Genomic DNA, 20,678 nt, shown 5'->3' with positions numbered 1-20,678 from the left:
CTCTACATCGTCTATTTTAATGGAATAACGTGTTTTTCTCCGCTGGTTTCACCGTTAATTATAACACGTTGTCCTTCCATCAGTCCTGCTATATTTACATTTATTTCTTTATATACCGGTAAAAATACACCATTTTGCTGCAATACATTTATCACAACAGAATCTGCACTTGACTTTAATTCAATGTCAAGCTCCAGAAACCCATCCTCTTGGTATTCGAATGTCTCCCCATCATCATCATAGAATGTAAAACGATAGCTTTCATCGGAATCACTCGCATACACATGCATTGTCATCGTTTTTGGTGTTTTATTTGTATTTGACGTCCAATCTGTCTGCATCAGAGCTGATCCTCTCTTTACAAAGATCGGCATATGATCCAGCTCGGCATGAATTAAATGTGTTAGCTTTCCTTCATACGTAACATCAGTAAATAATTCAACCCACTCTCCCTCGGGTAAATAAACAGCCCGGTCTGTAATGGAAGGTGCCAAAATTGGTGCAACAATGACATTATCGCCAATCATAAATTGATCGTTCAAATTATAAGTTTTTTCATCATCCGGAAACTCAAGCATCAATGGACGCATGACTGGAATGCCTGTCTTGCTAGCTTGATAAAACAAGGAATACAGCTGGGGCATCCACTCATAACGCATCCGAATATATTTTTTCATCATCGTTTCATATATTTCACCAAATTGCCATGGTTCCTGATATTTAAACCCGAGCGCCGAATGATTCCGGAAAAACGGTGTAAATGCGCCTACCTGTGTCCAACGTGTAAGCAGTTCTGCATTGGTATCATGGGCAAATCCGCCAACATCAGGGCCGGCCAAAGGAACCCCGGACAGTCCAAGGTTCATGACCATGGGAAGTGACATTTGCAAATGCTCCCAAAAGCTCCGGTTATCCCCTGTCCAGACAGCTGCATAGCGCTGGACACCTGCATATCCTGCACGGGTCAATAGAAATGGACGTTTGCCTTCAAGCTGATCCTTCATCCCCTCATAAGTCGCTTCCTCCATTAAGAATCCATAAATATTATGAAGTTCACGGTGTGTGGCTGGATTCCCGTCATTGCGGTGCATTACTGCCACGTTCATTGTTTTTGTTTCATTGAATACAGCAGGTTCGTTCATGTCATTCCAGATTCCCTCTATACCCAAATCTGTATAAAATTGATGTTTATCGCCCCACCATTTGCGTACTTTGTCATCCGTAAAGTCAGGAAATGCACTTGTGCCAGGCCACACATCTCCAAAATAAATAGCACCTTCAATATATTTACAGAAAAGATCCTCGTTAACACCTTCTTGATAAATGTGATATTCAGGATCCTTCTTTACACCTGAATCCACAATCGGAATAATCCGAATTCCCATCTCACGCAGATCCGCAATTAATTTTTCCGGGGTTGGGAAGCGTTCCGAGTCAAAGGTGAACACCCGATATCCGTTCATGTAATGGATGTCCAGGTGGATAGCATCCAGCGGGATACCATGCTCGATGAATGTTTTCGCAAGCTCTCGTACTTCTGCTTCTGATTCATAGCTATAACGCGACTGGTGGTATCCTAATGCCCATTTCGGCGGCAGTGGCATTCTACCTGTCAGGTGTGTGTATTGCTCTAATACAGTCTTCGGTTCAGGTCCAGCAAAAACATAGTAATCAAGTTGCCCACCTTCTGCCCAAAAAGAATAATTATTTTCCTCCGATTTCATATCGAAAACGGTTCGAAATGTATTATCGAAAAACACACCATGGGCACGTCCTTCACGCAATGTCATGAAATAGGGAATCGACTCATATAAGGGATCTGTTTCCGGATTATGAGGTGCATAGACATCCGTATTCCACATTTCATACTTTTCCCCACGCTTATCCAAATGGCCAGATTTCTCACCAAAACCATAAAAATGATCGTTATCATGCATGACTTTATATGCTATGACTTCCCCACCCTTTTTGAAGCCCATTCCTCGATCCGTTTCTGCCACTAATTCACGGCCATCATGGTCATTAATCGTTATTCGAAACGGCGATTTTTTTATGACAACCTCCAACTTGTCTGTTTTTAATGTCAAATGCGCTTCATTTTGCTGCTCTTCAACAGCAACATTTTCAGGCAAAGCAATGACAGCCCTTGATCCTTCCATTTTTGGTTCATCAGTTGGATTCATGACTACTTGTACAATAATATCCGTATAAAATCGGATAGCTACTTTGCCGTTTTCACAATTAAAGAAATAGGTGTTGTCTATCTTTTTGTGATCTAATAGTTTCCCAATATCGTAATAAGGTCCATTTTCGGCATCTTTTTCTTTTCCCGGGTGAATTGCAAAGCTAGTGTCTTCAAGCATTGATGTACCTCCATCAAAAAATAATTATCAAATGATATGTTTTATCCTTTTGATCCCCCAGCAGTCAAGCCGGAGATTAAATATCTCTGTAAATATAAATAAACAGCTGCAATAGGAACTGCTATTAATATTGACCCCGCAGCAAATCTAGTGAAATTATTTGCAAATTGATCATTAATGAAATTATAAAGTCCTACTGCCAAGGTATAATTTTCTGGGCTTGAAAGGACAATTGATGGTAGAAGAAAGTCAAATAATGGCATCATAAAGTTAAATAAAGCAACTACTGCCAAAATCGGCTTGGCAAGTGGAAGCATTATACTCCAGAAAACCCTTAAATGTCCTGCACCATCTATTCTTGCTGCCTGGTCCAACTCACGTGGAATTGTGTCAAAGTATCCTTTCACCAACCACGCATTAAACGGTATCTGTCCACCTAAATATATAAATATTAATCCTGTCAGTGTATCTAGTAAGCCAAGCATATTCAAAAAAATATACAATGCGACCATTGCCATCATGACCGGAAACATTTGTAAGAGTAAAAAGACATATAGTCCATTCTTTCTCCCTACAAATTTATATCTGGAAAATGCATAGGCGACAAGCGAAGTTATAATAACACTACCGATCGCTACAGCTACAGACACAATAAGCGAATTTTTATACCATAATAAATAATCACTGGCTTCACTAAACAACCATTTATAGTGATCTAATGAAAAGGCTTTTGGTATTAGCGAGGAAGAGTATAGGCTTGTTCCCTGGTTGAAGGACATACCAATAGTCCATACCAAAGGATAGAATATAATTACAGCAACAATAGCCAATATGACATAAAGTACCGTCACTTCAAGTTTGGACTTCATTTTTTGATTCATTAGATTTCACCCTCTTCCTTGAACGATCTCGTTTTCTTAAACTGATAAAAAGCAAATCCGGAAACAATTAACCCCATAATCAACGATATAACCGCTGCCATGGCATAATTATTTGTGTCAAAAGTCAGTTTATAAACCCACGAAATAAGAATATCCGTTCCACCCGCATTTTGTCCTCTTACTGGTGGTCCCCCTTCATTGAATAAGTAAATGATATTAAAGTTATTAAAGTTTTGTGCGTATTGCATAATTAATAATGGGGCCGTTGCAAACATTACATGTGGAAACGTAATATGACGAAACTTTTGAAACCGTGAACCGCCATCTACGTCTGCAGCTTCGTACCAGTCTTTTGAAATACTTTGTAAAACACCGGTAAATAATGCAAATATAAAAGGAAATCCCAACCATGTTTGAATCATAATAATAGCTATTCGCGCATATGCAGGGTCACTTAACCAAGGGAAACCTTCTCCACCAAAAAGCGGGATAATAATATCTCGATTGATCGCACCAAAGTCATCATTAAACATAGCCGAGAATATCAAAATTGTAACAAATGCCGGAACCGCCCATGGTAATATCAAGATTGTACGAATTAATTTTTTAAATTTGATTCTGGGATCGTTTACAATTAAAGCAAGGAACAACCCCAAGGCAATTTGCAATGTTGTCGCCACAACGGTCCAAACAACCGTCCAAGCAAAAACGCTAATAAACGTATCTTGCCAAATTGGAACAGTAACCAAGTCAACAAAATTATCAAATCCAACCCAATCAACCAGATTACGAGGTGGAGAGTGATATAAATTATAGTTGGTAAATGCTAGTAAAACAGAAAATAACAAGGGAAATATAACTACAAAAATCATTAAAAATAAACCAGGAAACGTCATTAAATAAGGAAAAGCATTATCATAAGCTTCTTTTACAGTTTCTTTAAATTTCAAGGGTTTCCATCCGTTTTGAATTTTACGTGCCTGATTCCTCGCATCAATTACATTAAATACATATAAACTGATTGCAAAGAAAACAGCAATTAAAGCAAGAACCCCAAATACTAGTAAACGAATGGAATGGTCAGTTCCTGGAATCGTACCAAGTGTACGCAAACCCCATAATCCAAAATTTATTGAGTCTAGCAAAGTTACAAGAAATGAAACCTCAATTAAAAGAAATATAGCCCCCTTTAAAAATCTACGGTTGTACAATTGACCTAAACCAGCAAATAAAATCGATAGGAACATAGCTAATTTAGGACTATGTTTTCTGACATCCTTTATATTTAACCTTTTTCTATTTGAATCTTCTTCGGTTGGTACAGTCAACGCCAACACCCCCTTAGTTTAGTAGATAGAAGAAAATAATGGGAAGAAGATACTCCTCCCCATCTACCCCCTATTGACCTGAACCGCTAGCCGCAATATTATCCTCCATTTGTTGAACAGCCTCATCCAACACTGATTGAACTTCCTCTCCCTCGGCCAGGAACTGTAACGCATTATTCATTGGCTCCCAGACTTGAGACATTTGCGGTGTACTTGGCATTGGTACCCCATGTTTTATTTGTTCAGCAAAAGCAGAATATATTGGGTCATCAATAGATTCCAAAGCATTTGTATTCGGAGGAAGTTCCCCAGCTACTTCAAAATAATAGGAAAGATTTTCTTCATTTGTCATAAACAACGCTAATTCTTTTGCCCAATCTTTATCTTCAGAGTAATAGGAAACAAACCATGATTTTACCCCTACCAATGTCTGACCAGGTTCGCCGTTAATTGTTGGAAATGGCGCAAATCCAACACTGTCGCCAAGAGCTTCTTTATATGATGCGATACTCCACGGCCCATTAATGACTGCTCCTACCTTTCCTTCTGTAAATAACCCATCGACTACGTCTACAGTTGTTGATGCAGGTATTTTATCCCCACCAAAAAATGATTGGAATAACTTACCACCTTCAACAGAGCCCTCATTATTCAAACCAATATCATCCGTATTATATTCTCCGGTGTCTCCCCCAAAAATATAGCTACCATAATTCTTAAAAAAAGGAAAAGCAAAATAAAGATCATTAGGTTTCATTAAAAAGCCATATTGTTCGTTTGAAGCGTCCGTATTTTCCTCAAGAATCGCCAATAAATCATCAATTGTTTTCGGGGCTTTGGAAACAATATCTTTATTGTAAAAAATTCCATACGTTTCAATAACTGCAGGAATTCCATATATATCGGTCTTTCCATCAAAATTATAAGTAACAGCCTCAATAGCAGCCTTGCTATATCCATTTGTTTCCTCATCCGATAAATCAAGAGGTTCTGCAAGCCCTTGTGCTACAATATTCCCTGTTTGGTCATGTGGTTGAAAAAATAAATCAGGGCCTTTGCCCTCCGGACCCGCAAGAGACAACTCTTGCAATTGGTCCAGCATTGCCTTCGCTACAACATTAACTTTAATTCCCTCTTTTTCCTCATAATCAGCCGCAATTTTTTTGATTGCTTCCAGTTGCTTCTCCTCATCATTTGCCCAGATAGTCAGTTCTTCTGGTTTTTCGGTCTTCTCTGTTTTACCCTCATCAGTATTCGCGTTGGTCCTGTCTTCACGATTCGGTGCACACGCCGCAAGTAAGGTTAGTAATAGTACTAACGCTAATAAAAGCATGCCCTTCTTCTTCTTCATTAAATTTCTCCCCTTTTTGATGATATAACCTAACCTCAAACAAAATAGGAACTGATTATGACAAAATTGTATGTGCAAACGTTTGCATTAGGTTTATTATTATTCTACAGTTATTTCATATTTACTGCAAGCGTTTTCTTTATTTTTTTTGAAAACATTATTTCAAGTCTAGAATCCTATTGACAATTGCATATTATGTTATATATTAATAGTTATAACAACAAGATTTATCATTATTCACAATTAGAGGGCAATGATTTGTATTCAAACAACCCCGGCTTTTTATGATAAAAGCTGGGGTTGTTTTTTGAAGAGAGGATTGAAGCTAAATTTAATAAACAGGAGGAATGATGACATGTTTTTTAAACAACCTTTTCATGAAATCGTTTGCGCTATTTTATTACGAAAGGAGTTCTTATAAATGATAAAAGAAGCAATTTTCCACCGTCCAAAAAATAATTTTGCATACGCTTACGATGATAATACCCTTCATATTGTTTTGAAAGCGAAGAAAGATGACATGAAATCTGTTGAACTTGTTTTTGGTGACCCTTATGAATGGAAAAATGAGCAATGGCAAACGAATACAAGAAACATGAAAAAATCGGGTTCAACCAGTTTACATGATTATTGGTCGACTGAGGTTAAACCACAATTTCATAGAACGCGTTATGCTTTCCGTTGTACAGATAATGTCGAAACGTGTTTTTATACTGAGCGTGGAATTTTCTCTGACCCACCTAGTGAGATTTCAAACTATTTCTGCTTCCCATACCTAAACAAAGCAGACGTATTCAACGCTCCATCCTGGGTTAAAGACACGATCTGGTATCAAATTTTCCCGGAACGCTTTGCAAATGGAGATCCTTCCAACGACCCAAAAGGCACATTACCATGGGGCGAGGTCAAACCAACACCGACCAACTTTTTCGGTGGTGATTTCCAAGGTGTAATGGACCATCTTGATCATTTGGTCAACTTAGGGATAAACGGGATTTACTTTACCCCTATTTTCAAGGCACACTCAAACCATAAGTATGACACAATCGATTATATGGAAATTGATCCGCAGTTTGGGGACAAGGAAACATTCCGACGATTAGTCAAGGCATGTCACAAACGGGGAATTCGAGTCATGCTTGATGCTGTATTCAATCATAGCGGCTATTATTTTCCACCATTTCAGGATGTGCTTGAAAATCAGGAGAAGTCCCGTTATAAAAAATGGTTCCACCTATGGGATTTTCCTGTCAAAACCAATCCCGCGCCTAACTATGATACATTCGGTTTTGTTAGTTCAATGCCAAAGCTGAACACGGAAAATCCTGAAGTAAAGCAATACTTGTTGGATGTTGGCCGTTATTGGATAGAAGAATTCGATATTGATGGGTGGCGTTTGGACGTAGCCAATGAAGTCGATCATGCATTTTGGCGCGAATTTCGCAAGGTTGTTAAATCGGTTAAACCGGATGCCTATATTTTGGGTGAAATTTGGCATGACGCAATGCCCTGGCTTTTAGGTGATCAGTTTGACGCTGTTATGAACTATCCGTTTACAAATGGAGCGATTGACTTTTTTGCGAAACAGGAAATGAAGGCTAGTACATTTGCCAACTCCATAACGGAAGTATTACACATGTACCCTGCCAATGTGAATGAGGTGGCGTTTAACCTGCTTGATAGTCATGACACGCCACGCATTTTAACGTTGGCTGACGGAAACGTAGACCGTGTAAGATTACTATACCTCTTCCAATTAACTTTTATTGGTACGCCTTGTATCTATTATGGAGATGAAATCGGTATGGCGGGAGGACAAGATCCAGGGTGCCGCGCATGCATGATTTGGGAAGAGGATGGGCAAAATCATGATCTTTTCCAGTTTGTAAAAGCACTAATTGCCTTGCGGAAGTCGCATCCCGTTTACGCTAATGGGGGAAGTTTTCGCTTTCTGGATGTAGACGATGCAAAAAATACGATTGTTTTTGAAAAATATAATAAGAGCAACCATGTCATAGTTGCGGTTAATAATAGCCCTAAGCAAGTGACAGGATCATTTGGGCTTTCAGGTAAGTTTGATGAACGTATTTTTTCAGGAAACGTGTTTAAGAAAAGTCCAATTGAAATCGGAGAATCGCCTATCAAGCTTGGACCCTATAAGTTCAGGATTTTTGAAAAAGTTGGTAAAAAAATGAATGGATAGGAGGAGTAAAAGACTATATCGATGGTAAATGTTTGACCACGTTGAGATGACAAATATGTTAAAAAGCTGGATGTACTAACGCTATAAAGTTAGCAATTCCCCCATAGAAATTCCCCTTCAAGTAAACAGTAATAGGCTTTCTCTTTCCTGTCTACTTAAAGGGGATAATATCATTCTCCCTCACACGATGAAGGATATCAACAGTAGAATTTTCTTCTATATCATCGACAAGTTCAGTTGCTATCCGCCCAATACGGGGTTCCCAATTTTTTAAACTGCGCGGTGTAAAAGCTGCTGATAATAAGGAACGTCTTTTTCGTTGTACTGGAGGATCCCTGTCAGACCTCCAACCACCAAATTCCATCCAAAATATGATACAATCATTTTTAATATCAATAATTACCTACAGAAGGAGACAACCATGCCATACAACGTACTATTCCTCGACATCGACGGAACCATACTAAAACCAGATCATACCTACAGCCCATCAACGAAGGATGCGATTGCCCAGTTAAAGGAAAAGGGTATTGAAGTTTTCCTTGCAACGGGTCGGCCGATTCATGAGATTGCTGAACTGGCTGAAGAGCTTGGTGTTAATTCATTCATTGGATATAATGGCGCACATGCAATATATCAAAATGAATCCATTATTAATGAACCTTTGGACACTAATACAGTGACAGAGTTCCTGAAAGTTGCAGAAAGTAACAGAAATGAACTCGTGCTATATACAAATGAAAAAAATTATTTCACAACCTTTGAAACACCGGAAGTGCAGCAGTTTATTGAGAAATTCCAAATGAAGGAAAATGAAGCCTTTTCCCTCGATATAGTTGACCATGTCCTAGGTGGCACGGTTATCAATATGCAACCGGCTGAAGTACCACTTTACGAAATTGAAGCAGATATCCATCTTTCACAGGTTAACATTGAGGGCGTTAAACATTGCTATGACATCATTCGTAAAGCCGTAAACAAAGGGGAAGCGATCAAGCAGGTACTCAAACGCCTGAACATCCCGGCTGAAAATGCGATTGCCTTCGGGGATGGAATGAACGATAAGGAAATGCTGCAAGTTGCAGGCGTTGGGTTTGCCATGGGAAACGCATCTCCTGAGCTGTTTAAATATGCAAACCGGAGGACAACTTCGGTTGAGGAATCGGGGATATTTAATGGGTTGAAGGAATTGGGGTTGGTGAAGTAGGTCAATAGCAGCCATTTTTCTCAATTTCCCCATCCAGATGTTTTAAAATTGGATGGGGATCTTTTATACATACCCTTCTACAGGAGTCCGCAACATTTTGACTACATAATCATAGTAAAATATAGATATAATAATCATATGGAGGTTTGTTGTGCATGATAAATATCAAACCATCTGCTTCAATACGTAATAACTATAATGAGATATCTTCGCTTTGCAAGGAATCAGGTGAGCCAGTTTATCTGACTAAAAATGGTGAAGAAGGACATGATCCAATTCTATATTACAGGACTGAGGACATCCAAAAAAGTTTTTTATAGTTACAAGTTGAATTTATGGAGGAACGATTTAATTGACTATCGGAACAAATACTTTTTAAGGTAACTATAAAAAACTTCTCTGGCATGGGTTAAAAAAAATCCTTATTATTATGCGATTTTTGGTTTTAATTTTCAGCTGATAATCCACTTTGTCCAGAGTTCTGTATTACATTGGATCATGCTTTCTATGCAAAAAACCTCATCAAGTTTTGTTCTCTATTTCAGCCTTTAGTTGGTTACTCCAGCCTGTTGTGCTCTTTTTCTCTAATATCTGTTTACCCTTCCGTACATATAAGTGACCTTGTTTGGCTACTGATTAATGTTTATCCAACCGAAATCACTTCTCGGGCTAAAAATCTTCCCTAAAAACATGTTTTAAATTGATGGAGAGATTTTCAAAGCTCGTAACGTTGATCACTTCATCATTTGTAAACGTGCCAACATGTTTGTAGTACTCATTCTCCAATACATAAACGTCAACAGTCTCATGTGCAGGATCAACAATCCAGTATTCATTCACACCTGCTTTTTGATAGCAGTTAAACTTAATCATTTTATCCATTTTTGCAGTTGACTTCGATAGAATTTCCACGATCAATTCTGGTGCTCCCGCAATATGATTCTTCATGATTTTTTCTTTGTCACATACAATCACAATATCCGGTTTAACCCATTCGTTTACTTCAGAAGGATCCTTTTTTCCCCAAAGACAAACATCAATCTCACTAATTACCCTGCATGATTGATTCCTAAAAAACATGTTAAATTCAGTGGCAAGCTCCATTGCAATGGATTGATGTTTCACGTTTGGTGATGGCGCCATGTCATATATATGGCCATCAATTACTTCATATTGTATATCGTTATCCAATTTCAGGTATTCAGCATAAGTCAATTTGTTTTCTTGTGGTAAAACCATGCTTTTCCCTCCACTGACCTTTGAATAATGGCTTAAATTGTAAGCATTTTGTTAACACAATTTTTCATCCTATACCCATTATATAATATTTCTTTGCAGGTATACAGTTTTTATTAACGATTGACCATAGTGTTCAGTCATTATGATCTTGCCATGAGGTTGATGTGTAAGTGTGCGGGCTGTCTGTACACTCACGCCACACTTCACCAGTCTACAGGGAAGGCACAGCTGTTTCACTCGTTTCGTCCTGTCTACTGAAAAACTGCTTGGTTACCGGATTATAATAGAGTATTCGTTCAGACGCATCACCCCTGTGCTCAAGCAATAAACGGTATTCCAGTATCGGTACAAAATAGAGTATCCCATTATCGATGTTGATTTCTATTTGCCCATTGTACTTATTGCGAATCTCCTGTAATTGCTTGTCTCTTTCAAGTTTAATGGCCTCCGTTTTTTCAAGATACTCTCTTCTTTTTTCTTCACTTATTCCTTTCCTGTCAGCTCGTCTTTCATTTTCTGCAACAAGTTCTCGATAATAAGTGGTTATTCGATTAATATCCTTATCCATAGCAGCCATTCTCGTTGGATCACTTTTCTGTTGTTCGCTCAACTTTTTTACATGTGCAGTCGCCATTGAAAATGCTTGGGGAACATCAATGGATACAGGAAGTGGGTAGGTATAAACAGGTTCATGCTGATACATAATCCGGCTTTGTTCCCGTTTCATTGTATGGCTTATACGATTCGTTAACAAATTTACCCAAACCTGTCTGGAGGATTCCGTTTTTTCATCGGCTACGTAGGCAACATTGTATTGAAAAACTGCCCACACACCCATAACAGGTCTTTCCTCCATAATCGTAAGTTTGCCTGGGTCTTCCTTTAGAAAATCCCTTATTTTTTTCAATGCATTTCCCAATTCCAGACGGTCCACTTCAGCAAATCACATTGTACTGACGGTTTGCTGATGGATCAATTCGAGTAGCTGCTCCAGGATGTAGCTCCCAAACGTCACAAATTCTGAATCCGGATTCTCTTGGGCAACCTCATAATCAAAGGAAAGCTGCAATTCTGTTTTATGTTGAAAGTACGGCGCGTACGCTTCAGGGATGAGTACCTGGCACAATCCATACTCCACAGGAATAACGATCCCGCCCAATTGCTCGACTACTTCTGTAACAAACTGCTGCAACTGCATCACTACACCTCCATCAGGTTAAAATAATCGATCATCCAGATGTTTTTGCTTCGCCAGTTTTTGTTTGTTTTTTAACATGACTTCTCCAAGTTGATCCAATTCTGCTTCCACATCTGCTTTTGTTTGCGAATCAACCCAGGCCTTCATCACAAGCTCGGAAAAGTCCTCCTTTTCCTCCAGATCTCCCAGAATGGCATCAACCTCACCGACAACCAGTTCAAACATGTTAATTTTGCGATCCAGTAAATCCAGAATATAATATTCAATCGTATCTTTGGCAGCAAGGTTATAAACAACAACATCGTTTTCCTGGCCAATCCGGTGTATTCTCCCGATTCGTTGTTCAATGGCCATCGGATTCCAGGGAAGATCATAGTTAATCATTCCATGACAAAATTGCAGATTTCTCCCTTCGCCGCCAACTTCGGTACTCACCAATACATCCGCTTCCTCCTTAAACCAGGTTACTTGTTCTTCCTTTTCTTTTCTACGCATCGCCCCGTGAAATTCAGCAACTTGAAAGCCGCGGTCCTTGAGTACGTTGCTAATATACTTTTGTGTAGCAGCAAATTTGGTAAAAACAATCATTTTATCATTAAATTCGGTTAAAATGGAGACAAGTTCATCCACCTTTGTACGGGAACCTGAAGTATTTTCCGCAATCGTTTTTGCCTCATCCAGAAACCGTTTCATGGCTTTCCGCTCAAATTCGGTTAGCTTCTCATTCACACTCAGGCGTTCTAACGAAGGGACAACAGACGTAATGGAGCTGCCGATCTGTTCCTGCAGACGTTTTAGCTGAAACCTGTTCAAGACCGGATGTTTTACATGATAACGTTCCCGAACAAATAGACTAAGGTTGTTATACAAGGCCTTTTCATCGTTTGTCATGTCAATGGTTCGTGTGTAAGCTGTCCGTTTGGTAAAAGTAACATCCACATTACTGCGCTTATTGCGAATCATGACGTCCGCCAGCAGACCTTTCAATTTATCAACATTCTTTGCTTCAATTCCGTCTTTGCTTTCGACAAAATTTTTCTTGAAATAGCTGTACGTTCGTAATTGCCCAGGTTTTAACAGGGTGATCAGATTATACAATTCCTCCAAATGATTTTGCACTGGCGTAGCTGTTAAAAGGAAAATATATTTTTTGTTGATTCCGTTGACGAACTGCCATTTTTGGGTTGTCCGGTTTTTTAAGTGATGGGCCTCGTCCACAATAATTAAATCGTACTGTTCCTTGAAAATGGATTCGCGATTGTTTTTACGTTTTGCTGTATCAATCGAAGCAATGACTTTCGAGTAATGTGCCCACGCGTTTTGACCGTGCTTTTTAAAATCAGGGTGATCTGCCCGGACAAAATCCTGATTGAATTTCCTTTTCATCTCATTCTCCCATTGGCCGACAAGGGATGGTGGGACAAGAATCAGTATTCGCCGCGCCAGACCACGCATAACATATTCCAGCATTGCCATACCTGCTTCAACGGTTGTGCCCAGACCAACCTCATCGCTTAACATCACGCGCCCTTTAAACCGGTTCAGCACTGATTTAACTATTTTCACCTGATAATCAAATGTTTCCAATTCACGGACATATGGCAAACAAAGCAATTCGTTTTCACTTGGCTGCACCCTATACTGTTCAGCGATTTGTTATAATTGAAACCATTTTTCCGCGTTATTGCTAAAACTTGATAGTGATTCCATCACCTGATGTGCCCGCTCCTTGTGATGTAGGGTGTTCTCTGCATCCACCGGCAATGAATCGTCTTGCTGGCAAACAACGATGCGGTTATCTTCTGTATGGACAACGAGTAAAAATTCTTCGGTGTAAGGTGCAAAAAAACCCTTGATTCCTCTCCCCTGCAGCAGCCTTTCATCCCAGTCAATGGTAAAATTTCTCCTTAGTCTCTGATCATTTTCCATCGTAAATGCTTCGTCTGTAATCTGGGTTTCAAGAAAAGAAGTGAATTAGCGTATCATCCATGTCCATTGCCTGGAGATCGAAAAGTTCTTTATTTACATGAAACAGATACGTTTCCAATTTGCTTTTCACCCCTATTTATGACATGTACTATCCTATTATTTTAACATACTGAAAAGAAAGTGAGGATATAATACCAGATTTAATAGATTGGTTTTTGAATAGCACCCAAATGTAAATCCCGTAAGCCTACTAATGAAGGTTTCCTTGAGGTTGTCTCCTCTCTGTTACAACTACCGGGATTTCCGTTAATGAAAATGCTGATTAGGATGTAAAAACGGATATGTTAATGCGGCTGTATGTAACTTTTCCATAGAACCACCCAGAAACTAAACACATCGAAGGGAATACGGCAGCCCACCTGAAACAAGTGCAGTTGGTCACAGCCAAGCATTAATTATTTCTGATGGAAAACATGTATAGGGGACATGGGCCGCGGAACCAGCGGTATCATATGAAACCGCTTGGGCAGTAATAAGGGGATCTGTGTATTTTAAACAACCCATAAAAAATTGACAGTATAATAAATAAATTTTATACTATACTTAGAAGTAGGAACCGAGGTAGCGTTAACTACCCGGTTCCGGCAACTACAAACTGCATTAAGTGCAGTTGGCCGCTGAAACATGTTGCCTATCTACTGAAGTAATCGCGACCTGGGGTGGTGGGCGGTTACTTCTTTTTGATTAGATAAACGACAATAGTAACAATAAAAGTTAGTGTTGCAATTTGGAGTAAACTAAACTGCAACGCCAAACTTAATGCTTCATATGTCGTCATCCTGCCACCTCCCTTCCTTAAGCTTTCACGTGGCTTAAGGGACAAGGAACGATGGCCAACCGCCCACAATACCTATGTAGTTGCTATATTAATTTTATCATAACCATTGATAAGTTTATAGTCTAATTAGTGCAAACGTTTGAAAAACTTGATGTGCTCTAGAAACCAAAGATAATAAGGCGAGAAAATGATTACATTGTAAAACATTGAGTCAGACAAGAGTGTGACTCACGAATCAGTTAAACCACCGACTTTACCTCAAAGGTTACCTCCTAGCCCCTATGTACCCCTATCTGGGCCCTGTTTTAGGGCTCCCATCGCTTATTGAAAATATCCCTGTCCTAAAACGAGCTGCATTTTGGGCAAAAACAGCTTTACATCCAGCTCCTTTTTTGCTATTCTTCTATTAACGATTGATTAATCATTCATCAATATAAGGAGACATAACGATGCCATTATCTGAAGAACAGCGATTAAATATGATAAAAAAACGGCAGAAAATCCTTGATAGTGCAATTACCCTTTTTGCATCGGAAGGGTATGAAGGAACGACGATTAAAAAAATTGCAGAATCTGCTGAGGTGAGCTTTGGAAATGTGTTCACATACTTTAAGGATAAGGAACAGCTCTTTTTAGCTTCCGTTGTCGAGCCACTGGGGACCTTTTCGGAACAAGTATTGGATTTCAATACTGATGCGGAAGATCCACTAGTTGAATTACAAGAGATGGTAACGAAACATATTCAATTGTTCGCTGGAGTAAAAAGTTATTTAACACTCGTTGCGCAAGTCGTCGGTCAACCTCATCGTTATCCTGCAGCGTTTGAACAGCTCGATCAGTTCCACGATCAATTAAGGGAGAAAATCAGTTGTCTAATCAAAAACGGACAACATAAAGGGGTTTTGATGAAACAGGATACCATGCCTGTCGCTACTCTCTATACGAGCCTGCTGATCGGCATTCGTTTGAATAATACAGATACCCGTTACAGTAAAATATGGGATCAATATATATCACCTGCTCTTCAGCTTTTTGGACCTATCAACTAGTAGGTCTAATCTTTTACTTTACAAGCGATTGATTGATCAATCATATTTTAGGAGGATAATATGAACATATTCCGTTTTCTTCCAGTCATTCGAATCCGGTTGTTATTGCAATTTCTAACCACGATGGCCACCATGTCCGTCATCCCTTTTATAATTATCTTTTTTTCCGATCAGTTAGGAACATTCATTACAGGTTTTCTGTTTCTCGTTGTAATGGCCGCTAATGTGTGCGGTTCCATACTAGGAGGTTATATTTCTGATCAAATCGGTCGTAAACGTGTGATTTTGTTAGCGGAATTCATTATCTTTATTGGATTTATTGGTGCTGCTTCTGTTAATTCACCTTGGCATACATCTCCATATATCACCTTTAGCCTGTTTATTTTTATCCAATTTAGTACAGGAGCTGCTACCCCTGTATATCAAGCATTAATTGTTGATGTGAGCCAGCCAGATAATAGAAAAATGATCTATACGTATGCTTACTGGCTAAGAAATATGGCTGCAGCTATTGGAAGTATGATTGGTGCATTCCTATTTCATAACTATCATTTTTACCTTTTTATAGGTGTGGCGCTTTGTACGCTGATTTCTCTTCTGATTACCTTTTTCTATATACAGGAAACATACATCCCTATAACAGAAAAAGCTGTAATGAAAAATGGTTTACAAGGAAAAAAACAGCCCCTGCAAATACTGCAAACATATAAAAACGTACTCGCTCACAAATTCTTTTTCACATTTACGATTGCGGCTTTACTCATCGTATCTGTTGAGGAACAACTAACCAACTACATTGGTGTACGACTAGTCAACAAAATTAATGAACCGGTGCAGCTTCTGCCACTGTTTTCTCTGCAAGTCGATGGCATGAATCTAGTCGGTATGCTGAAAACGACAAATACATTAATCGTAGTTTTTTGTACCATGCTAATTGCGAGGATAATAAAGCGTTGGAATGAGCAATTTGTTTTGTTAACCGGACTGTGTCTCTTTTTTATCGGCTACACCATCATCAGTTATAGTACTTTCCCATTCCTGTTAATGATTGCAATGGTTATCGCATCTATCGGGGAAATGATGTATGCACCTATCCAACAAACGATGCTTGCGAATACTGTTCCTAATCATAAACGCAGTTCCTATATGGCAATATATACGATTGCTGTCTTCCTTGGGGTCAGTACAGCCGGAGTTTTTCTCATTATTAGCAGCTGGCTTCCACCAATTGTGCTGACCATCATGATGGCTGTGATGGGCCTGATTAGTACTGGTCTGTTATTTCGGTTGACCGAAAGAGAGAAATCGCCCATTGAAACCGGGAAGTCGCTGATCGAAGCGAGAAGTCGCCGATCAAAAGCGAAAAGCCGCTGATCAAACGCGAAAAACCGCTGATCGAAAACGAAAAGCCGCCGATCAAAAGCGAAAAGCCGCTGATCGAATCCAAAAAGTCGCTGATCGAAAACGAAAAGCCGCCGATCGAATCCAAAAATCCGCCGATCGAAAGGGAAAAGCCGCTGATCGAATCCAAAAAGTCGCTGATCGAAAACGAAAAGCCGCTGATCGAATCCAAAAAGTCGCTGATCGAAAACGAAAAGCCGCCGATCGAATCCAACAATAAATCAAAAATTGTTTAAACGTTTGCGCAGCATAGTAGGTTCCCGCTTTATCCTTTCCAGCAAGTACAATTTTGCTTATGTCTATTTTGGCTGGAGGCAAGTACATACCCTTCTTTCTTTAATTCCCCTGGCCCACCTACTTGAAGCTGCTCTAGTATCTTTTCAGGGTCCGGATAAACAGAGCCGAAATCGGATTTCGATTTCGGCCCTTTTTTGTAACTACGCTGTACAGCTTGTGTCCCTCTCAATCTATTTTATAGTTTGAACAGCCTCATCTCTTAACAAGCGGATAATAGGGCTCGTAACGCGGATTCGTATAGTATGGCGGTCTCTTTACAATAACAGGCATCAACCAGCTATGTTGGAGATAATTCAATTTTACTTTTTCATCTGATTGGTCAACTAACAGCCACTTTACCTTAGGGTTAAATTCAATACGCAATTGTGACACCTCCCTATTTAGCATTCTACGTAAGGCTAGAGGCTTTGGAGCAAGTCCATCGTTGCAATATATCCAGACACGCACATAGACGATCGCCTAATCATACATTACATAGGATAAACATCAGAGGGAGGTTATACGTTTGTATCAACAAGACGACCCTAGTAACAATAATGAGCAAATGCCAACAGAGAGTGAATTACGAGAAATACGAGCATACCAAAAATGGTTTGAGGAAAATAAACAAACAAAACCATATCCGCTCTATCCGAATTACGGAAAGATAACGCGCTATCAAGAGGTTCCATTAGCTAACCCTGAACAACGCCAGCTAAAACAGCCAGGCCACGAAGACCTGATGGTTCCAAAACCAATTATTGAAAATCCTAACTACAAAGGCAGCGGGAAGCTGAAAAATAAGGTAGCTTTGATAACTGGTGGAGACAGTGGAATGGGAGCAGCAGCGGCAATTGCGTTTGCAAAAGAAGGAGCAAATGTAGCTATTGCTTATTTGGATGAACACGATGATGCAGAACGAACCAAGAATAGGATAGAAGAACTTGGTCAACGTTGTCTCCTATTACCAGGAGATTTAAGAGAAAAGCAACAATGTAAAACCATTGTCAAACAAACAGTTCAGACATTTGGCGGGCTGGATATTCTTTGTAATCATGTAGGCATTCAATTTCAGCAAAATAGTCTGCTGGACATTACAGATGAGCAATTTGATGACACATTCAAAGTAAATATTTACGCTCACTTTTATACTACCAAAGCTGCTTTACCACATTTAAAACCAGGAAGCTCAATCATTGGCACAACATCCGTGGTTACTTATGCAGGGGAACCCTTATTAATTGATTATTCGGCAACAAAGGGGGCGATTGTCGGGTGGACACGATCACTTGCCAAAAGTCTCGCGGGTCAAGGGATTCGGGTAAATGCCATTGCACCGGGAAGAATATGGACACCACTTATCCCTGCGAGCTTCTCATCTGATGAAAATGCCCTGCATGGGAACAACCTATTCAACCGTATCGGCCAACCATTTGAATTAGCCCCGACATTTGTCTATCTCGCTTCAGATGACTCACAACTGGTAACGGGGCAAGTATTGCATGTGGATGGTGGAGAATCAACCAGTTCTTAAGTTGATTCCCCAAAACACTTGATTAAGTTGCCTAAGTGTTTGAGCTAAACAACATCCGCTCATTGAATATTAGAAAAATGTCACTTGTCGCTAAAGATTTGGTGACAAGTCACGTTTTTCTTATACTTTAATCCTTTAACAAAGCAGAAATTTCTTAAAGTGCAAAAAGATAAAACGCCTAATCTGCCATGTTTAGATTAGGCGTTTTAAGTTACGTTGTACATTCAAATACGTCAAACGAGCTGCGGTATCCATTCTTCATTCCATGAACGATAAGTTAAAAATCCGTTAAATTTGGCAAACCCTCGCATTCCACTTGATTAATGTTTTCTATTGCTTACATCCATTTTAAAAGGTAACCCTGACACATGAAAATATATGTCGATATTTCCCGGGAAATAGATATTATTATCATTTGCTCATTATTCATTTTCGAGTATAATCGGGGTTATTTTCGACAGGACGAGCCAATTGCACACAATTGTCACTCATTGGAATAACAATTCCTTTTCAGCTATGTAGATTAAGGTGAAAGCTATTTTTCATTGATATATTTATCTTCATTATAAATGAGCAAATTGCATTTCCAGTTTTCCTTTTAGATTCGTTCAGATTAATAATATTTCGTTTACTGACTCCTGAACATCATGGATCTGATCCCATAATAACGTAGCATCAATTCCCTCATTAAGCTTCCACTTATCTAAACGCTTCATGGTTTACTCTCACCGCTTTCTGCCTCATTCTAGCAGTTGGATTGCACTTGCCGCCTTTTCTTCCGTATCCTTTAATGCTTTCACTGAATTTATTGTCGCTTCCTCATTGTTTAACAATAAGGTTTTATAGGACGTTATTACTTGATCAAGCGTTTGATTAATCATGTTCAACTTATCTGCTGTAGCAAGCTGATTATCGGTAATCGCAACCACAGATGTTGGCTTTAACGATTGAACAGAAGCTCTCAATTCAGCTAGTGTATTTTCTACATCCTCAAAAATAAGTTTGATCTCTTCACTCATTATTTCGCCATCTCCTCTCGCCGCTGCGCTTTCAAATCACTTAAGTTTGCATTTTTAGCTGCATAGTCACTTTGCAAATCACCGATCGTTGCTTTTATTTCTGCAATTTTATCAGCTATTTGCATAATCATCCCGTCTAATTGGTATTCCGATATGGATTGATAGCTTGTTTGGATTTCCTCGATGCGAAATAAATGGAATTGCGTTGCCAATTGTCCATTCCAAGTATGTACGGAGAGTTCCGGGTCACAACAGTACTTTTGATTTACCTTGAATTCTTCCTGATAGTCCTCAAGCTGTCCAAATAAAGTTTTCAACCGTTCTAAGTCATCCCGTTTTTGAATAAGCTGTTGATTCGTGGAGTAAATGGAGCTTTGAAGGGTAGAGATTTGATCATCGATAACATATAACATTTCCATTTGCGTCACCTCTAGGTCATCACGTCCGGCAAGAATATTTTACCAGCCATCTACTCATTATATGGTATTTTTGCCCTGTTCGAAAGGGGTATAAATGACTATTTTTAACTCAATTTGGATAGGCATTAAGTTTCGAATAGACTCAAGTCGGGGACTTTAATCCGGAAAAAATTATTGATAGGATCCCGAATAGTGCTAATTATTCGCCACCAATAGCTGCAAACTGAATAAGTCAGTTGGCTACTAAAACAAGTGATTAGCTAAATCTTAACTAGAGTCGGAGTGATTTTTAATTAGGTTGACGACAAGCCTTATAAAAGTGAAGTATCAAAAGTAATGATTCTGCTCCGGCTCAGTAAATAGGGCCTATTTATCAGTTGCTCCAGGAAAATCAGGCAGCATGTCCAATCCGTTTAGGCATTCACCTGTTTAGTTAGGCAGCA

General features: G+C 39.2%; 18 protein-coding genes and 1 pseudogene. 5 read left to right on the top strand and 14 right to left on the bottom strand.

Features of this window, described 5'->3' with window-relative positions:
• Positions 1-11: 11 nt before the first annotated feature.
• From CZ382_RS16795 to CZ382_RS16780, 4 genes are all read right to left on the bottom strand, one after another.
• Positions 12-2,363 carry a glycoside hydrolase family 31 protein gene (locus CZ382_RS16795; RefSeq protein ID WP_088052356.1) on the bottom strand — a complete coding sequence of 784 codons (2,352 nt, stop codon included), beginning with the start codon at positions 2,361-2,363 and terminating at the stop codon, positions 12-14.
• Between the two features lie 41 nt (positions 2,364-2,404).
• Positions 2,405-3,244, bottom strand: a complete 840-nt coding sequence (locus CZ382_RS16790) for a sugar ABC transporter permease (RefSeq protein WP_088052355.1) — start codon at positions 3,242-3,244, stop codon at positions 2,405-2,407.
• A complete protein-coding gene (locus CZ382_RS16785) occupies positions 3,244-4,491 on the bottom strand; it encodes a carbohydrate ABC transporter permease (RefSeq protein WP_088053512.1) in 1,248 nt (415 codons plus the stop codon). The genes CZ382_RS16790 and CZ382_RS16785 overlap by 1 nt, the downstream gene beginning before the upstream one ends.
• Positions 4,492-4,642: 151 nt before the next feature.
• Positions 4,643-5,923 (bottom strand): sugar ABC transporter substrate-binding protein, encoded by a 1,281-nt coding sequence (locus tag CZ382_RS16780; RefSeq protein ID WP_088052354.1) that lies wholly within the window; start codon positions 5,921-5,923, stop codon positions 4,643-4,645.
• A gap of 421 nt (positions 5,924-6,344) precedes the next feature.
• Between CZ382_RS16780 and CZ382_RS16775 the strand changes: the two genes are divergently transcribed.
• Positions 6,345-8,126 carry an alpha-glycosidase gene (locus CZ382_RS16775; protein WP_088052353.1) on the top strand — a complete coding sequence of 594 codons (1,782 nt, stop codon included), beginning with the start codon at positions 6,345-6,347 and terminating at the stop codon, positions 8,124-8,126.
• Between the two features lie 190 nt (positions 8,127-8,316).
• Here CZ382_RS16775 and CZ382_RS24340 read toward each other — a convergent pair.
• A pseudogene (locus tag CZ382_RS24340) lies at positions 8,317-8,460 on the bottom strand (cytochrome P450); the annotation flags it as partial.
• Between the two features lie 87 nt (positions 8,461-8,547).
• Between CZ382_RS24340 and CZ382_RS16765 the strand changes: the two are divergent.
• Positions 8,548-9,333, top strand: coding sequence for an HAD family hydrolase (locus tag CZ382_RS16765; protein WP_088052351.1), 786 nt, complete (start codon positions 8,548-8,550; stop codon positions 9,331-9,333).
• A 669-nt stretch (positions 9,334-10,002) separates the two neighbouring features.
• On the opposite strand, the gene CZ382_RS16755 is transcribed toward CZ382_RS16765, so the two are convergent.
• The 6 genes from CZ382_RS16755 to CZ382_RS24325 form a co-directional block, all read right to left on the bottom strand.
• On the bottom strand, positions 10,003-10,572 hold the full coding sequence (locus CZ382_RS16755) for a Uma2 family endonuclease (protein ID WP_088052350.1): 570 nt from the start codon (positions 10,570-10,572) through the stop codon (positions 10,003-10,005).
• A gap of 211 nt (positions 10,573-10,783) precedes the next feature.
• Positions 10,784-11,506 (bottom strand): hypothetical protein, encoded by a 723-nt coding sequence (locus tag CZ382_RS16750; RefSeq protein WP_230855991.1) that lies wholly within the window; start codon positions 11,504-11,506, stop codon positions 10,784-10,786.
• A gap of 9 nt (positions 11,507-11,515) precedes the next feature.
• Positions 11,516-11,770, bottom strand: coding sequence for a hypothetical protein (locus CZ382_RS24335; RefSeq protein ID WP_230855990.1), 255 nt, complete (start codon positions 11,768-11,770; stop codon positions 11,516-11,518).
• Positions 11,771-11,788: 18 nt separating this feature from the next.
• Positions 11,789-13,405 carry a DEAD/DEAH box helicase gene (locus CZ382_RS16745; RefSeq protein WP_235000463.1) on the bottom strand — a complete coding sequence of 539 codons (1,617 nt, stop codon included), beginning with the start codon at positions 13,403-13,405 and terminating at the stop codon, positions 11,789-11,791.
• 21 nt (positions 13,406-13,426) lie between these two features.
• Complete coding sequence (locus CZ382_RS24330; protein WP_235000462.1) at positions 13,427-13,699, bottom strand: hypothetical protein; 273 nt, start codon at positions 13,697-13,699, stop codon at positions 13,427-13,429.
• Positions 13,700-14,429: 730 nt separating this feature from the next.
• The gene (locus CZ382_RS24325; protein WP_235000461.1) at positions 14,430-14,537 is read right to left on the bottom strand and encodes a putative holin-like toxin; all 108 of its coding nucleotides are present in this window, start codon (positions 14,535-14,537) and stop codon (positions 14,430-14,432) included.
• A 449-nt stretch (positions 14,538-14,986) separates the two neighbouring features.
• On the opposite strand from CZ382_RS24325, the gene CZ382_RS16740 reads away from it, so the two are divergent.
• The gene (locus CZ382_RS16740) at positions 14,987-15,586 is read left to right on the top strand and encodes a TetR/AcrR family transcriptional regulator (RefSeq protein ID WP_088052349.1); all 600 of its coding nucleotides are present in this window, start codon (positions 14,987-14,989) and stop codon (positions 15,584-15,586) included.
• A 60-nt stretch (positions 15,587-15,646) separates the two neighbouring features.
• Positions 15,647-16,960: an MFS transporter gene (locus tag CZ382_RS16735; RefSeq protein ID WP_088052348.1), complete on the top strand. Its 1,314-nt coding sequence runs from the start codon at positions 15,647-15,649 to the stop codon at positions 16,958-16,960.
• Between the two features lie 516 nt (positions 16,961-17,476).
• On the opposite strand, the gene CZ382_RS23980 is transcribed toward CZ382_RS16735, so the two are convergent.
• Positions 17,477-17,647: a hypothetical protein gene (locus tag CZ382_RS23980; RefSeq protein WP_196406345.1), complete on the bottom strand. Its 171-nt coding sequence runs from the start codon at positions 17,645-17,647 to the stop codon at positions 17,477-17,479.
• A gap of 181 nt (positions 17,648-17,828) precedes the next feature.
• On the opposite strand from CZ382_RS23980, the gene CZ382_RS16725 reads away from it, so the two are divergent.
• Entirely contained in the window at positions 17,829-18,797 is a 969-nt protein-coding gene (locus tag CZ382_RS16725) for an SDR family oxidoreductase (RefSeq protein WP_088053511.1), read from the top strand.
• A 740-nt stretch (positions 18,798-19,537) separates the two neighbouring features.
• Here CZ382_RS16725 and CZ382_RS16720 read toward each other — a convergent pair.
• Positions 19,538-19,816 (bottom strand): YwqI/YxiC family protein, encoded by a 279-nt coding sequence (locus CZ382_RS16720; RefSeq protein ID WP_088052346.1) that lies wholly within the window; start codon positions 19,814-19,816, stop codon positions 19,538-19,540.
• Positions 19,816-20,235 (bottom strand): YwqH-like family protein, encoded by a 420-nt coding sequence (locus tag CZ382_RS16715; RefSeq protein ID WP_088052345.1) that lies wholly within the window; start codon positions 20,233-20,235, stop codon positions 19,816-19,818. The genes CZ382_RS16720 and CZ382_RS16715 overlap by 1 nt, the downstream gene beginning before the upstream one ends.
• Positions 20,236-20,678: the final 443 nt, after the last annotated feature.

This window comes from Virgibacillus dakarensis, from assembly GCF_900155625.1.
Classification (GTDB): domain Bacteria; phylum Bacillota; class Bacilli; order Bacillales; family Amphibacillaceae; genus Lentibacillus_C; species Lentibacillus_C populi.
This window is presented reverse-complemented; position numbering and strand designations above follow the sequence as displayed.

Coding starts and splice junctions, on each gene's coding strand:
- CZ382_RS16795 (WP_088052356.1), bottom strand. CDS start 2,363: ATGCTTGAAGACACTAGCTTTGCAATTCACCCGGGAAAAGAAAAAGAT.
- CZ382_RS16790 (WP_088052355.1), bottom strand. CDS start 3,244: ATGAATCAAAAAATGAAGTCCAAACTTGAAGTGACGGTACTTTATGTC.
- CZ382_RS16785 (WP_088053512.1), bottom strand. CDS start 4,491: ATGTTCCTATCGATTTTATTTGCTGGTTTAGGTCAATTGTACAACCGT.
- CZ382_RS16780 (WP_088052354.1), bottom strand. CDS start 5,923: ATGAAGAAGAAGAAGGGCATGCTTTTATTAGCGTTAGTACTATTACTA.
- CZ382_RS16775 (WP_088052353.1), top strand. CDS start 6,345: ATGATAAAAGAAGCAATTTTCCACCGTCCAAAAAATAATTTTGCATAC.
- CZ382_RS16765 (WP_088052351.1), top strand. CDS start 8,548: ATGCCATACAACGTACTATTCCTCGACATCGACGGAACCATACTAAAA.
- CZ382_RS16755 (WP_088052350.1), bottom strand. CDS start 10,572: ATGGTTTTACCACAAGAAAACAAATTGACTTATGCTGAATACCTGAAA.
- CZ382_RS24335 (WP_230855990.1), bottom strand. CDS start 11,770: ATGCAGTTGCAGCAGTTTGTTACAGAAGTAGTCGAGCAATTGGGCGGG.
- CZ382_RS24330 (WP_235000462.1), bottom strand. CDS start 13,699: ATGGAAAATGATCAGAGACTAAGGAGAAATTTTACCATTGACTGGGAT.
- CZ382_RS24325 (WP_235000461.1), bottom strand. CDS start 14,537: ATGACGACATATGAAGCATTAAGTTTGGCGTTGCAGTTTAGTTTACTC.
- CZ382_RS16740 (WP_088052349.1), top strand. CDS start 14,987: ATGCCATTATCTGAAGAACAGCGATTAAATATGATAAAAAAACGGCAG.
- CZ382_RS16735 (WP_088052348.1), top strand. CDS start 15,647: ATGAACATATTCCGTTTTCTTCCAGTCATTCGAATCCGGTTGTTATTG.
- CZ382_RS16725 (WP_088053511.1), top strand. CDS start 17,829: ATGCCAACAGAGAGTGAATTACGAGAAATACGAGCATACCAAAAATGG.
- CZ382_RS16720 (WP_088052346.1), bottom strand. CDS start 19,816: ATGAGTGAAGAGATCAAACTTATTTTTGAGGATGTAGAAAATACACTA.
- CZ382_RS16715 (WP_088052345.1), bottom strand. CDS start 20,235: ATGGAAATGTTATATGTTATCGATGATCAAATCTCTACCCTTCAAAGC.